Origin of the sequence: Brevibacillus thermoruber 423, from assembly GCF_000454065.1 — a bacterium.
GTDB classification, from domain to species: domain Bacteria; phylum Bacillota; class Bacilli; order Brevibacillales; family Brevibacillaceae; genus Brevibacillus; species Brevibacillus thermoruber.
The window spans coordinates 517,189-530,903 of sequence record NZ_ATNE01000001.1 but is presented as its reverse complement, the minus strand read 5'-3'; the positions used below and the strand labels follow the sequence as shown (position 1 = coordinate 530,903).

Annotated in this window: 14 protein-coding genes; 12 read left to right on the top strand and 2 right to left on the bottom strand. The window is 58.5% G+C overall.

Annotation, left to right across the window (positions count from 1 at the left end):
- Positions 1 to 199 precede the first annotated feature (199 nt).
- The gene (locus M516_RS0102520; protein ID WP_029097732.1) at positions 200 to 631 is read left to right on the top strand and encodes an acyl-CoA thioesterase; all 432 of its coding nucleotides are present in this window, start codon (positions 200 to 202) and stop codon (positions 629 to 631) included.
- A gap of 2 nt (positions 632 to 633) precedes the next feature.
- Positions 634 to 1,032, top strand: a complete 399-nt coding sequence (locus tag M516_RS0102515) for an FxsA family protein (protein ID WP_035288591.1) — start codon at positions 634 to 636, stop codon at positions 1,030 to 1,032.
- A gap of 45 nt (positions 1,033 to 1,077) precedes the next feature.
- On the opposite strand, the gene ytvI is transcribed toward M516_RS0102515, so the two are convergent.
- Positions 1,078 to 2,202, bottom strand: a complete 1,125-nt coding sequence (gene ytvI, locus M516_RS0102510) for a sporulation integral membrane protein YtvI (protein WP_029097730.1) — start codon at positions 2,200 to 2,202, stop codon at positions 1,078 to 1,080.
- Positions 2,203 to 2,559: 357 nt separating this feature from the next.
- Here ytvI and citZ point away from each other — a divergent pair, with 357 nt between their 5' ends.
- The 3 genes from citZ (at position 2,560) to mdh (ending at position 6,104) form a co-directional block, all read left to right on the top strand.
- Positions 2,560 to 3,672, top strand: coding sequence for a citrate synthase (gene citZ / locus M516_RS0102505; RefSeq protein ID WP_029097729.1), 1,113 nt, complete (start codon positions 2,560 to 2,562; stop codon positions 3,670 to 3,672).
- Positions 3,673 to 3,819: 147 nt separating this feature from the next.
- On the top strand, positions 3,820 to 5,103 hold the full coding sequence (gene icd / locus M516_RS0102500) for an NADP-dependent isocitrate dehydrogenase (protein WP_029097728.1): 1,284 nt from the start codon (positions 3,820 to 3,822) through the stop codon (positions 5,101 to 5,103).
- A gap of 62 nt (positions 5,104 to 5,165) precedes the next feature.
- Positions 5,166 to 6,104 carry a malate dehydrogenase gene (gene mdh / locus M516_RS0102495; RefSeq protein ID WP_029097727.1) on the top strand — a complete coding sequence of 313 codons (939 nt, stop codon included), beginning with the start codon at positions 5,166 to 5,168 and terminating at the stop codon, positions 6,102 to 6,104.
- Between the two features lie 100 nt (positions 6,105 to 6,204).
- Here the strand turns inward: mdh and M516_RS0102490 are convergent, their stop codons facing one another.
- Positions 6,205 to 6,615, bottom strand: a complete 411-nt coding sequence (locus tag M516_RS0102490) for a DUF4830 domain-containing protein (RefSeq protein ID WP_029097726.1) — start codon at positions 6,613 to 6,615, stop codon at positions 6,205 to 6,207.
- A gap of 207 nt (positions 6,616 to 6,822) precedes the next feature.
- Here M516_RS0102490 and M516_RS0102485 point away from each other — a divergent pair, with 207 nt between their 5' ends.
- The 7 genes from M516_RS0102485 (at position 6,823) to M516_RS0102455 (ending at position 13,713) form a co-directional block, all read left to right on the top strand.
- Entirely contained in the window at positions 6,823 to 7,518 is a 696-nt protein-coding gene (locus M516_RS0102485; protein WP_029097725.1) for a response regulator transcription factor, read from the top strand.
- 15 nt (positions 7,519 to 7,533) lie between these two features.
- Positions 7,534 to 9,309 (top strand): two-component system histidine kinase PnpS, encoded by a 1,776-nt coding sequence (gene pnpS / locus M516_RS0102480; protein WP_029097724.1) that lies wholly within the window; start codon positions 7,534 to 7,536, stop codon positions 9,307 to 9,309.
- Positions 9,310 to 9,485: 176 nt separating this feature from the next.
- Entirely contained in the window at positions 9,486 to 10,142 is a 657-nt protein-coding gene (gene phoU, locus M516_RS0102475) for a phosphate signaling complex protein PhoU (protein WP_029097723.1), read from the top strand.
- Between the two features lie 217 nt (positions 10,143 to 10,359).
- Positions 10,360 to 11,451 (top strand): PRK06851 family protein, encoded by a 1,092-nt coding sequence (locus tag M516_RS0102470; RefSeq protein ID WP_029097722.1) that lies wholly within the window; start codon positions 10,360 to 10,362, stop codon positions 11,449 to 11,451.
- Between the two features lie 72 nt (positions 11,452 to 11,523).
- Positions 11,524 to 12,447, top strand: coding sequence for a VanW family protein (locus tag M516_RS0102465; RefSeq protein WP_029097721.1), 924 nt, complete (start codon positions 11,524 to 11,526; stop codon positions 12,445 to 12,447).
- A gap of 171 nt (positions 12,448 to 12,618) precedes the next feature.
- Positions 12,619 to 13,044 (top strand): MarR family winged helix-turn-helix transcriptional regulator, encoded by a 426-nt coding sequence (locus M516_RS0102460; RefSeq protein WP_029097720.1) that lies wholly within the window; start codon positions 12,619 to 12,621, stop codon positions 13,042 to 13,044.
- 9 nt (positions 13,045 to 13,053) lie between these two features.
- Complete coding sequence (locus M516_RS0102455; RefSeq protein WP_029097719.1) at positions 13,054 to 13,713, top strand: HlyD family secretion protein; 660 nt, start codon at positions 13,054 to 13,056, stop codon at positions 13,711 to 13,713.
- Positions 13,714 to 13,715 lie beyond the last annotated feature (2 nt).

Sequence of the window (13,715 nt, the reverse complement as noted above, 5' to 3'; positions counted from 1 at the left end):
GCCCGTTTTCACAAAATCCAAACCGGAGAAGAAACGAACCCCTTCGTTCTTCCCCGGTTTTTTGTTTGTCCGGGAGGGGAGGACGGCATGCGGACAGGCGGCGAAGCCGGAGGAACGCACCGACGGACGGCTCATCCCGCCGGGAGAAGCGTTTTTCCGCCGGACTGTGGTACAATAACAGGAGAAAGGGGCGGTTGCATTGAGTGCGGTTGTACATACTCACCGGATACAGGTGCGGTACGGTGAAACCGACCAGATGGGCGTGGTCTACCACGCCAACTACCTGACCTGGTTTGAAGTGGGGCGGACGGAGTTTCTTCGCCGATCGGGGCTGACCTATCGCGACCTGGAGGAAAAAGGCGTGCTGCTGCCCGTCACGGAGGCGACGCTTCGGTACAGGCTGCCGGCGCGGTACGACGACTGGGTGGAGATTCGCACGCGGATCGAGGAGCTGACGCCGGTGCGGCTGACGTTTGCCTACGAGCTGTACCGCATCCCGGACGAGGCGCTGCTGGTGACCGGCAAAACGCTGCACGCCTTCACGACACCGGCGATGAAACCGATCCGTCTCTCCCGTGCGGAACCGGACGTCTACGCCTGGCTTCAGGCCCAGTACGAAGGAGGAGAGTAAGCATGCTGGTTCGCATCCTCGTGGTCTTGTTTATCGTCGTGCCGGCGATTGAACTGTGGGGGCTGATCGCGGTAGGCAAGGTGATCGGCGGCTGGAACACGGTGGCGCTGGTGATCCTGATCGGGCTGGTCGGCGCCTGGCTGGCCAAGCAGCAGGGCATGCAGGTGCTTCGGCTGCTGCAGCTCCAGCTCTCGCGCGGTCAGATGCCGACGGAGGCGCTGATCGACGGCGCGCTCATCCTCGCGGGCGGAGTGCTGCTCTTGACGCCGGGCTTTTTCACCGATCTGTTCGGGCTCGTGTTTCTCATTCCCTACACGCGGATGATCGTGCGCCATCTCTTGAAGCGCTGGCTCTGGTCGCTCATCTCCAGCGGCCGCGTGCACATCCTTTTCCGCAGGTAAATCGGCATCAGGACATGAAAAAAAGGAGGGAAGACGCCTCCTTTTTTACGTGCCCTTGATGTATCGCCAGATGTCGGAAAAGACGTCCGCCTTCACCAGCGCATTGATCAGCACGAGCGAGACGGGACCGATGATCAGCCCGAGAAAGCCGAACAGATTCAGCCCCACGAACAGGGCGACCAGCGTCAGCAGCGGGTCGAGACCGACGTTTTCCGCCACCACCTTGGGCTCGATGATCTGGCGGAAAATCAAGACGATGGCGTACAGGATCGACAGGCCGATCACCAGGCTGTAGTTGCCTTTGAAAAAGAGATAGACAATCCACGGGATAAAGACCGTGCCTGTCCCCAGATACGGCAGCAGATCCACCAGACCGGTAATCAGCCCGATCGTGATGGCGTATTCGACGCGCAGGATCAACAGGCCGACAATCACGATCGCGGCGGTGAGCGAAATCAGCGTCAACTGCGCCTTGGCAAAGCCGAACAGCGCGGCTTTCAGGTCTTTGAAAATCTGATCCAGCCGGTTGTTCACGCCGTTTGGCAAAAGGCGGCGGAAGCGCGCTTCCCAGAGGAAAAAGTCCTTGGCGATGAAGAAGGCGCCCAGGATCGAGATCACCAGCACGGTCGCCAGGTTCGGCAGCGAGACGAGCAGGTTTTTCAGCCCGTCCAGGAACTGCACGATCAGGATCTGACCGGCCTGGGTGATCGAACTGATCCCCTTGCCCACGGTGTTGTCGATCTCTTCCTTGTAACTGGAATCAAGCTGCTCGTAGAACCACTGCACCTGGTTGTACAGCCCCATCAGGAAGTCTTGGGAGATCGTCCGCTGCAGGTACGTTCCCAGCTCGTTGGCAAACCCGGGCAGCCGCTTGGCCAGTTCCCCGATTTCGACGACCGTCTCGGTGACGACCAGGGTGACGACGCCGGCGGTGAGCACCATCAGCAGGAGCAGGGCGATGGTCACCGACAGCCAGCGGGGGATCCTGGCCTTTTTCGTCAGATAGGTGACCGGCCGGTGAATGATCAGCGCGATGACTAACGAGATGAGAAATGGGTAAAGTAAGGGTAATGCGAATTGGATCAGCTTGAAGCCCGCGTACACGAGCAGACAGACCCACAACAAGCGAATCAGTTGAAAGAGGCGTTCCACCCAGTTTTCCCGATTCAAATGCGTTCTCCTTTCTGACCCCAAAGGGACGGCGAACTCACTTGTACCTATTATGCCGCATGCTTTCCGCGGCTGACAAGTTTTGGCTGGGCCGCAGGCTTTTCCTGGCAAGTTGTACTTTTTTCATTCACAAAATCGCTATAATCTTTTATAATTGTGTCGAATTACGGTTGGATTCTTTTTATTGCCATGCAGTCGCAAGGCCATCCGGTCTCTCCTCCTCTTTTCGGCGCGTCGAGAAAGCGAATGATGATCCTCAGCACTTCTCATTCACAGCGGAGGGGGGTAGTAAAAAGAACCGCCCCTACTTCTTCCTGACAATTTTATATAGCTTAGAGTGGAAAAGGAGAGAGTTACATGACAGTTACTCGCGGACTGGAAGGCGTTGTTGCCGCTCAATCTTCGATCTGTTCCATCGTCGACGGTGTGCTCAGCTACGGAGGCATCAACATTGACGAACTCGCTGAAAACGCTACCTTTGAAGAAGTTGTGTACCTGCTCTGGCATGGAGCCCTACCGAAGCGCGATCAGCTGGAGGCTTTGAAAAAGCAGTTGGGTGAAAATGCTGCGGTGCCGAAAGAGGTTATCGACAGCATCCGCACCTATCCGAAAGGCGTACACCCCATGGCGGCGTTGCGCACAGCTGTCTCTTCGCTAGCGCTCTACGACACAGAGGCGCAGGACATGTCTCCGGAAGCCAACTACCGCAAATCGATCCGCCTGGTGGCACAAACCCCTACCCTGGTGGCAGCGTTTGCCCGAATCCGCAAAGGGCTGGAGCCGATTGCCCCCAATCCGTCCTACAGCATTGCGAAAAACTTCCTGTACATGCTGACGGGGGAAGAACCGTCGGAAACGGCCGTGAAGGCGTTTGACATCGCGCTGATTCTGCACGCGGATCACGAGTTCAATGCGTCCACGTTCGCTGCGCGCGTCACTGTCGCGACTCTGACCGACATCTACTCCGGCATCGTCTCCGCCATCGGCACGCTGAAAGGTCCGCTCCACGGCGGCGCCAACGAAGCGGTGGCAGCCATGCTGGCGGAAATCGGTTCCATCGACAACGTGGAATCCTACATCCGCAAAAAACTGGACAACAAGGAAAAGATCATGGGCTTCGGACACCGCGTGTACAAGGACGGCGATCCGCGCGCCAAGTGGCTCAAACAGATGTCCAAGGAGCTGACTGCTCAGGTGGGCCGTCCCGAGCTCTACGAGATGTCCGTCAAAATCGAAGAAATGGTAACCGGCGAAAAAGGCCTGAAGCCGAACGTCGATTTCTACTCCGCGTCCGTTTACACCTCGCTCGGACTGGAGAGCGACCTGTTCACGCCGATCTTTGCCATCAGCCGCATGTCCGGTTGGACCGCGCACATCATGGAGCAGTATGAGAACAACCGCCTGATCCGTCCGCGCGCGGACTACACCGGCCCGGTCAACCAGCACTACGTGCCGATTGACCAGCGCTAAGACCTTTGCTTTTCCGAGCGTGGAGGAGGCGGCCGCCGCAGCGGCACGACACTCCTGAGCGCAAGCTTGAGAACTACCACGTCGCGTGGTAGTTCTCCTACGTCTGGAAATATTCTTTCAATACTTTTTCACACTGGAGGGATTCTTGTGTTTAAAACCCTGTCGCAGCCTGCTGCCGGTGAGAAAATCACGGTAGACAACGGAAAACTGGTGGTTCCCAACAACCCGATCATCCCGTTCATCGAAGGTGACGGTACCGGTCCCGACATCTGGAATGCGGCTGTCCGCGTGCTGGATGCGGCCGTGGAAAAGGCGTACAAGGGCGAGAAGAAAATCGCCTGGTTTGAAGTATATGCAGGTGAAAAGGCGTACAACAAGTTCGGCGAGTGGCTGCCGGAGGATACCCTGACCGCCGTTCGCGAATACCTGATCGCGATCAAGGGTCCGCTCACCACGCCGGTCGGCGGCGGCATCCGCTCCATCAACGTCGCGCTGCGCCAGGAACTGGACCTGTACGCGTGCGTGCGTCCGGTTCGCTACTTCGAGGGCGTTCCGTCTCCGGTGAAACATCCTGAATTGACTGATATGGTCATTTTCCGCGAAAACACCGAGGATATCTACGCCGGCGTCGAGTGGGCGGAAGGCACCCCGGAAGTGAAAAAGGTCATCGAGTTCCTGCAAAAGGAAATGGGCGTGAAAAAAATCCGCTTCCCGGAAACGTCCGGTATCGGCATCAAGCCGGTTTCCAAAGAGGGGACCGAGCGTCTGGTGCGCGCAGCGATCAACTACGCGCTGGCCAACAAGCGCAAATCCGTCACGCTGGTACACAAAGGCAACATCATGAAGTTCACCGAAGGCGCGTTCAAGAACTGGGGCTACGCACTGGCTGAGCGCGAATTTGGCGACAAAGTGTTCACGTGGGCACAGTACGACCGCATCAAAGCGGAGGGCGGCGACGCTGACAAGGCGCAAAAAGAAGCGGAAGCAGCCGGCAAGATCATCGTGAAAGACGTCATCGCCGACGCGTTCCTGCAGCAAATTCTGACCCGTCCGGCCGAGTATGACGTCGTGGCTACCCTCAACCTGAACGGCGACTACATCTCCGACGCACTGGCTGCGCAGGTGGGCGGCATCGGCATCGCGCCTGGCGCCAACATCAACTACCTGACCGGCCATGCCGTATTCGAGGCGACGCACGGTACCGCTCCGAAATACGCGGGTCTGGACAAGGTAAACCCGTCTTCCGTCATCCTGTCCGGTGAAATGATGCTGCGTCACCTGGGCTGGAACGAAGCGGCTGACCTGATCATTTCCTCCATGGAAAAAACCATCTCCGCGAAGACCGTGACCTACGACTTCGCTCGTCTGATGGAAGGCGCAACCGAGCTGAAATGCTCCGAGTTTGCCGACGCCCTGATCAAAAACATGTAACATGTAAGTAAGCGAGACGATCACCGGCTTTTGCACTTCAAAACAATTGGAGGCGAACCAAAATGGCATTCCAACGCAAAAAAATCGCTGTCATCGGCAGCGGCTTCACCGGTGCTACCACGGCATTCATCCTGGCGCAAAAAGAACTGGGAGACATCGTGCTGGTTGACATTCCGCAATTGGAAAACCCGACCAAAGGGAAAGCGCTGGACATGATGGAATCCTCGCCGGTGCTGGGATTTGACGCCAACATCACCGGTACGGCCGACTACGCCGACATCAAAGACGCCGACCTCGTGATCATCACCGCGGGCATCGCGCGCAAACCGGGCATGTCCCGCGACGACCTGGTGAACACCAACGCGGGCATCATGCGCTCCGTGGCCGAACAGGTGAAAACCTACGCGCCCAACTCCATCGTGATCGTGCTGTCCAACCCGGTGGACGCGATGACCTACACCTTCTTCAAAACGTCCGGTTTCCCGAAAGAGCGCGTCATCGGCCAATCCGGCGTGCTGGACACCGCCCGTTTCCGCACCTTCGTGGCGATGGAACTGAACGTCTCCGTGGAAGACGTAACCGGCTTCGTGCTGGGCGGTCACGGTGATGACATGGTGCCGCTGGTGCGCTACTCCTACGCAGGCGGCATTCCGTTGGAAAAACTGATCCCGAAAGATCGTCTGGATGCCATCGTGGAACGCACCCGCAAAGGCGGCGGCGAGATCGTCAACCTGCTGGGCAACGGCTCCGCTTACTATGCGCCGGCTGCTTCCCTGGTGCAAATGGCGGAAGCGATCCTGAAAGACAAGAAGCGCATTCTGCCGGCCATCGCCTACCTGGAAGGCGAATACGGATACAGCGACCTCTACCTGGGCGTACCGACCCTGTTGGGCGGAAACGGCCTGGAAAAAGTGATCGAGCTGGATCTGACGCCGGAAGAAAAAGCGGCACTCGACAAATCTGCCGAATCGGTTCGCAACGTGCTGAAAGTTCTCGCCTAATATAAAAAACGCTGCTCGTCGGACCTTTGAGGAAGGCGGCGCCGACTCTCGGCGAGCAGCAAAAAAACGTCCTGCACACGCGGGACGTTTTTTGTTGGGGTTACTCACGTTTTCGCAGCTTCACCAACCCGGGTGAATATCCTTCGTACGCCAAATGAGCCCCGATGATCTTCCCATCGACCTCATAGATGTGAAAGGAAATGCTTCCGTGTTCTTGCTGTTCCTGCCGTTCCTGCAGCAGATAGATCGATTCCTGGATTTCCTTGTCTCTATAGGGAGATACATCGATGTCCACGCTTTTCAGCATGTCGAGTTTCTCCCCGGTGTAGAAACCTTTCGGGTGCAGGATACGGGCGATCCCTTTCTCAACATGCCAGCCAAACGAAGTGATATAGTCCTCATGAGCTTTTGGTATCTCAAGATCGCCGCCTGAATGACACCCGATCAGGCCAGCTCCCGCGATCAACAGCAGCGATGCGAGAATCAACACATGGGCGCGGAAAGAAGACATGTGCCACCTCCTCAGTGGATCGTACCGTTATGGCCGCAACCACATATTACCACACGGCAGAAAACGGAAACAGATCCGGACAGGGTATTCTTTACTGAAAATTAACTTGTAAAGCTGTCTGGGCATCTGGCAGACTAAAATTGAGTTTTTCTGTTGTTTTGGTAAAGCTAGCGAAAAGGACTGCAAAAACCTGGGAGGTACTGGCTTGTGACCAAAATTTTGGTTGTGGACGACGAAGTGTCGATTGTGAAGCTGTTGCAATTCAATCTGGAAAAAGCGGGGTTTCAGGTGGTGACCGCGTTCGACGGCAAACAGGCGTTGGACATGGTCCGGAGCGAACAGCCCGATTTTATCATACTGGACTTGATGCTGCCGAAAATGGACGGCATGGATGTGTGCAAGACGCTGAGACAGGAGCGGAACAACACGCCGATCCTGATGCTGACCGCCAAGGACGACGAACTGGACAAAATTCTCGGTCTGGAGCTGGGAGCGGACGATTACCTGACCAAGCCGTTCAGCCCGCGGGAAGTGATCGCCCGCGTCAAGGCGATTCTGCGCCGCGTCCAGACGGGCCCCGAATCGACGGCGGCGCCGGACGAAGTGGTGCTGCAGTTTGGCGAGATCCGCATCTATCCGGAAAAATACGAGGTGTACCGGCGGGACGACAAGGTGGAGCTGACGCCCAAGGAGTTTGAACTGCTCCACTACCTGGCCAGCCATCCCGGCCGGGTGCTGACCCGCGACCAACTGCTGAACGCGGTCTGGAACTACGATTTCATCGGGGACTCGCGCATCGTCGACGTCCACGTCAGCCATCTGCGCGAGAAGCTGGAGGACGACACGAAAAATCCCCGCTACATCAAAACGGTGCGCGGGTTGGGATACAAACTGGAAGGATAATGGGAGGACATTTCCTTGACGCGCTTTCGCATCAAACTGACCATGACCATCCTCGGCCTCATCTCGCTGGTCCTCCTGCTGATGGGAACGTATTTTGCGAAGGTGTTGGAGCGTTCCTACCTGCAGACGCTGCATGAGCTGCTCTCCCGGGAGTCCAAGCTGGTGTCGCAGGTGGTTCGCTTTCCCGAGGTCTTTTCCGACGAGAAGACGCTGGCCGACCGCGTGCGCCAGGTAGCCCCGGAAGAGGTGCGCCTCACGATCATTGACCGGACGGGGCAGGTGCTCTATGACAACAGCACCCACAAGGAGCGGATGGAGAACCACGCCGACCGGCCGGAATTTATCGCGGCGCTGCACGGGGATATCGGCATTTCCCGCCGCTACAGCGAAACGATGGGCTACGACATGATGTACGTGGCCGTGCCTGTCGAGCAGGGGAACAAGATCATCGGGGCCGTCCGCTCCTCCATGTCGATGAAAGACATCACCGACACCGTCCACAACATGTGGTACAGCCTGCTAACGGGACTCCTGGTGACGCTGGTGGTCGGGTCGATCGTTGTCTCGCGCATTTCCTACAGCATCATTCGCCCGATCGAGGAAATTACCCGGGTGGCCCGCAATATCACCCAGCGCCACTACGAAAGCCGGGTGCGGATCAAGGCCAAGGACGAGATCGGCCAACTGGCGGGAGCCATCAACTTCATGGCCTCCAGCCTGGAACAGCAGATGTACGAAATCTCCGAAAATCAGCAGCGCCTTACCGGCGTGCTTACCAACATGACCAGCGGGGTGATCTTCATCTCCGAACAGCGCCGGATCATGCTGGTCAACCCCGCCGTCGAAAAGCTCCTCGGCACGTCCGGACACGAACTCGTCGGCCGGCTGCACATCGAGGCGAGCAAAAACTTCGGGTTGAGCCAGTACATCGACCGCTGCCTCGACACGGGGGAAAAGTTCCGCCAGGAGGTGCACATCTACTATCCGCAGGAACGCATCCTGGACGTGAGCTTCGCGCCGTACATCAACTTCAAGGGAGAGGCGAAAGGGGTGGTGGTCGTCCTGCACGACATCACCGAGATCCGCCGCCTGGAGAAGATGCGCAGCGAATTTGTCGCCAACGTCTCCCACGAGCTCAGAACGCCGATCACCTCGATCAAGGGGTTTACGGAGACGCTCCTGGACGGCGCGATGCAGGACGAGGAAACCTGCCGCAACTTCCTGCAAATCATCTACGACGAGAGCGAACGGCTGTACCGCATGATCCGCGATATTCTCGACCTCTCCAAGATCGAGCAGAAGCGCATCCACCTGCAGATGGCCCCGGTCCATGTGCAGGAGCTGATCGCCTCGACGGCCGCGATCGTGCAGGAGCAGGTGAACCGCAAGCAGTTGTCGCTCACCCTGCCGGACCCGGAGCCGGCGGTCTGGCTGACGACGGACAAGGACTGCCTGCAGCAGATCGTGCTCAACCTCCTGGCCAACGCCGTGGCCTATACCCCGGAGGGCGGCTCCATCGCGCTGCGGGTGAAACAGGATGGGGCGCAGGTGCAGATTCAGGTGGAGGACACCGGCATCGGCATCCCGGAGCAGGACATCCCGCGCATCTTCGAACGGTTTTACCGCGTGGACAAGGCGCGCAGCCGCGATTCCGGCGGCACCGGCCTGGGGCTTGCCATCGTCAAGCACCTGGTGGAAAATCTGCACGGCCAGATCGGCGTGGAAAGCGTGGAGGGAGAGGGAACCACGTTTACGGTGACGCTGCCGTCAGGGGAACACGTCACGTCGTGAAGCGAGAGCTGAGGAGCTCTCGCTTTTTTGTTCTGGCCGCATTCCCTCCCCTGTTTGGCCGCCATGCCGCTTGCCGGGAGGTTCACAACCTTTACACAACGCTAACATTCTCTTCACCCCCCGTATACAATCCCCCTGTAGCATTGGGGGTACAGACAAATGGAGGGGAAAAGGGTATGACGCGGCACGCATTCGAAGAACAACTGGATGTCCTGCACCGCAGCCTGATGTCCATGGGCACGCTGGTGGAGGAAGCCATCCACAAGGCCATCAAAAGTCTGGTCGAACGGGACGTGGAATTGGCCCAACAGGTCATTGAGCACGATACGATGATTAACGAACTGGAGCACGACATCGAAAGCGGCTGCTTCCGCCTGATCGCGCTGCAGCAGCCGGTGGGAAGCGATCTGCGCCGTTTGGGCACGATGCTGAAGCTGGTGACGGATCTGGAGCGGATGGGCGACCACGCCGTTGCCATCGCCAAGACGACGCGCCGGCTGATGGCGGAACCGTACGTCAAGCCGCTGATCGACATTCCGCTGATGGCGGACCATGTCAAGGCGATGGTGCGGGACTGCCTGAACGCCTACATCGCCCGCGACAAGGAAGCGGCCGAAGAGATCGCCCTGCGCGACGACGCCGTCGACAAGCTGTTCTCCACGATTTTCCGCGACCTGATCGACGTAATGAGCAGCAACAAGCAGTCCATCAACCAGGGCACCCACCTGCTCCTGGTGGCGCAGTACCTGGAGCGGATCGCCGACCACGTCACCAACATCTGCGAGTGGATCATTTACCTCAACACCGGCAAAATGACCGATCTGAACAAGTAACGCGCCCAACAAACCGGGCAGTCCGCGGGGCTGTCCGGTTTTTTAACGGCGGCTGATCGGCCCCGGCGGGCGGCGCCGGCTTTCACGACGGGTGGGCCATGCAGCGGGGGCCAAGGCGGCAGCACATTTTCTTGCCGTGGGCAGAAGCCTATCGCTTCATGAACGCATAGGATAAAACCGATCCGGATTGACACACAACATCCAGGAGGGGTTGCCAATGAATGCAACGGTGCGCCACATTTACGCGGGCGGCAATACGGCCAGAGGATACCGCTGTTTTTTTGATTCCGTTTTGGCGGAGGTGGACCGCCTGTTCGTCCTGACCGGAGGAGTGGAGGGGCTGGCTTCGACGCTGATTCAGCGGATCGGAGACGAGCTGGCTCCCCGCGCCGGCAGCGTGGAGTGGATTCACTCCCCCTTTGTCAGCGGCGCGTTTGACGGGGTGATCTTCCCCGAACTGCGGGCCGCCGTGGTGGACGGGAGCTATCCGCGTTCGCTGCAGCCGAGAGCACCGGGTCTGATTGAGACGTATGTCGACCTGCAGGCCGCGATTGACGCGGACCGCCTGTCTCCCCGCAGGAATCTGATTGCGACCTGGTACGAAGCGCTGTACCAGAAGACGCAGGAAGCGTACGAGGCGTTCGCCCAGGCGCTGGGCATCCACGACGAGTGGGAGGAAATCTACATCGCCCGCCTGAATCGGGAAGAAGCCAACCGCGTGGCGGAAGAAGTGACGGCGCTGTTCTTCGGAGAGGAAACCCTGCCAAAGAACGCCCGCATCCGGCACATGTATCTGGGCGCGGCCACGCCGGCCGGACCGGTCGACCACATTCCCAATCTGACCGCCGGCATCGGCAAACGCTATTTCATCAAAGGGCGTCCCGGTTCCGGCAAGTCGACGATGCTGAAAAAACTGGTGGCGGAAGCGAAGCGGCGCGGCTTCGACGCGGACGTGTACCACTGCGGACTGGACCCGCACAGCCTGGATATGGTGATCCTGCCCGAAAAAAGCCTCGCCATCTTTGACAGCACGGCGCCGCACGAGTACTTCCCCGATCGGAGCAGTGACGAAGTGATCGACATGTACGCCCGGGCCATTGAGCCGGGCACCGACGAGGCGTTTGCCGACCGGCTGGCGGAGATCAGGGAGCGCTACGCCGCCGTGATGAAAAAGGGAACGGCCAGCCTGGCCGAAGCGCAGGCGTGCCGCCATCGCCTGGCCGACATCTACGGACAGGCGGCCGACCGTGAAAAAGTGGACGCCATTCACCAGGCCATTATCCGCGAGCTGACCGCCCGGCTGGCCTGACGTTCGGCTGCCGCCCATGCGCATGAAACCCGTTCGGCTGCTCATACTATTCGGAGGAGGTGAGCAGTCCGGATGGGTTTTCCTGTTGTGTTGGCCTTGCTGCTTCTGGCCAATCCCCTGGACGCGACCGATTTTTTGCGGATCGAATGGGGAGAAGAGACGATTGCCATACTCGACCGCGCCGATTACACCCTGCCGTTCTCCGGCGTTCCCCTGGTGGACGAAGCAAAGCTGGAGCAGGTCATCAAAAGCGTGGCAGAACATGTGTACCAGGCACCGGTGAACGCCACGATCGACGGAGCGGGCAGGATCGTTCCCGAGAAGCGGGGGCGGGCGCTGCATGAAAAAGCGTTTACCGAACAGGTCTACGACTACTTTTACGCAAGCGGTTCCGAAAGCATTACGCCCGCCATCCGCGAGGTGATGCCCAAGGTAGACCGCGAATTGCTGAACCAGGTGCGGCAGAAGTTCATCGGCGGCTACGCCACCTATTACAATCCCCGAAACAAAAACCGCTCTCATAACATCATGCTGGCTGCCAAGGCTATCAACAATTACGTCGTCCTGCCCGGCGAGATCTTTTCGTTCAACAAGGTGGTCGGCCAGCGCACCCGGCAAAAGGGCTATCTGGAAGCGCCGATCATCGTCAGGGGAGAACTGTCGGAGGGGATCGGCGGTGGCATCTGCCAGGTGTCGTCCACCCTGTACAACGCCGTCGACCGCGCCGGCATGCATATTTTGCAGCGGTATTCGCACAGCCGCCACGTCGCGTACGTCCCGCCCGGACGGGACGCCACGGTGAGCTGGAACGGACCTGATTTCGTGTTTCAGAACAAGTACGCGTATCCCATCCTGATCCGCGCCTTCTCCGGAAACGGACAGATGTCTGTCACGATCCATTCGTTCCCGGAAATCGAACACGAACCCCGGCATGTGCCCAGCGTGCGCAACCACGTGCCGGAAGAAACGCCGGCCGATCCGCGGCTGCCGGACTAGACAGCACCCGTTGCGAGGTGCTGTTTTTGTTTGGGCGGCTCCGTCCGGGGGCTCCGTGCATGTGCTGGGCGAACGAAAAACATATTGCCAGGGATTTGAAAAAGGCGTAATATAAATTTCGTGTTAAAAAATTTCGGGTACGAAATAATTGCGGAGGAAGGGAGGCGCATGATGAGCAAGCCGATCTTGGTGAGGGATCTGTTAAAGCGGCTGAACAAAACGATTACCACCATGGCGACCAGAGAATTGGGGAAATTCGGGTTGACTGTGCCGCAATTGATGGTACTCAGGCAAATCAAATGCGAACCCAAGACGATCGGCCAGATCAGCAAGGCCGTCGACCTGTCCTACAGCACGGTCTCGGGCATCATCGACCGGCTGGAGCGGGAGCAACTGGTCGAACGCGTCCGCGACGAAAAGGACCGGCGGGTGGTCTGGATTCGCGGCACGGGCAAGGTGAAGGAAAAGGTCGAGCAGGTCCCGATCTTTTCCGAAGAGTTTTACAACAAGTTGTTCGCAGACATTTCCGACGCGGAGATGGATCAAATCGTCAACGCGCTGGAAACGCTGATCGAAAAACTAGAAAGAGAAAGTTGAGGAGAAACCATGAAGCGAAAACTTGTCTTGTACATCATCCTGCTCCTGATGGTGGCGGGAGGGGGCGGCATCGGGTACTACTACTGGTATCAGGGGAGCCACTACGTCACCACGGAGGACGCCCGCGTCGCCGGTGACATTTACCGCGTCATGCCGCGGATTGCCGGCAAGCTGACGATGCTGAAGATTCACGAGGGCGATGTCGTCGTGGCGGATCAAATCGTCGGACAGCAGGATACGACCAATCTGACGACCAGCCTGCTGGAAAACGCGGTGCTGCGTGCCCCCATCACCGGCACGGTGATCAAGACGCTGGCCAAGGAAGGAGAGGTTGTCTCTCCCGGCCAGGCGGTGGCCATGGTGGTGGACGAGAAAAACCTGTACATTTCCGCCAACGTGGAAGAGACCGAGCTTGGCCGCCTCAAGCTGGGGCAGAAGGTGGACATCGCGCTAGACGCCTACCCGGGCAAACTGCTGACCGGTCACCTGATCGAGATCGGCCAGGCCACCAACTCCACCTTTGCGCTGCTGCCGGCCGTCAACACCAGCGGCAACTTTACCAAAGTGACTCAGCGGATTCCGATCAAGGTGGCGATTGACAGCACCGCCGGAATCCATCTGACCCCTGGTCTGAACGCGGAAATCAAAGTGCACGTGAAGGGGATGTAAGC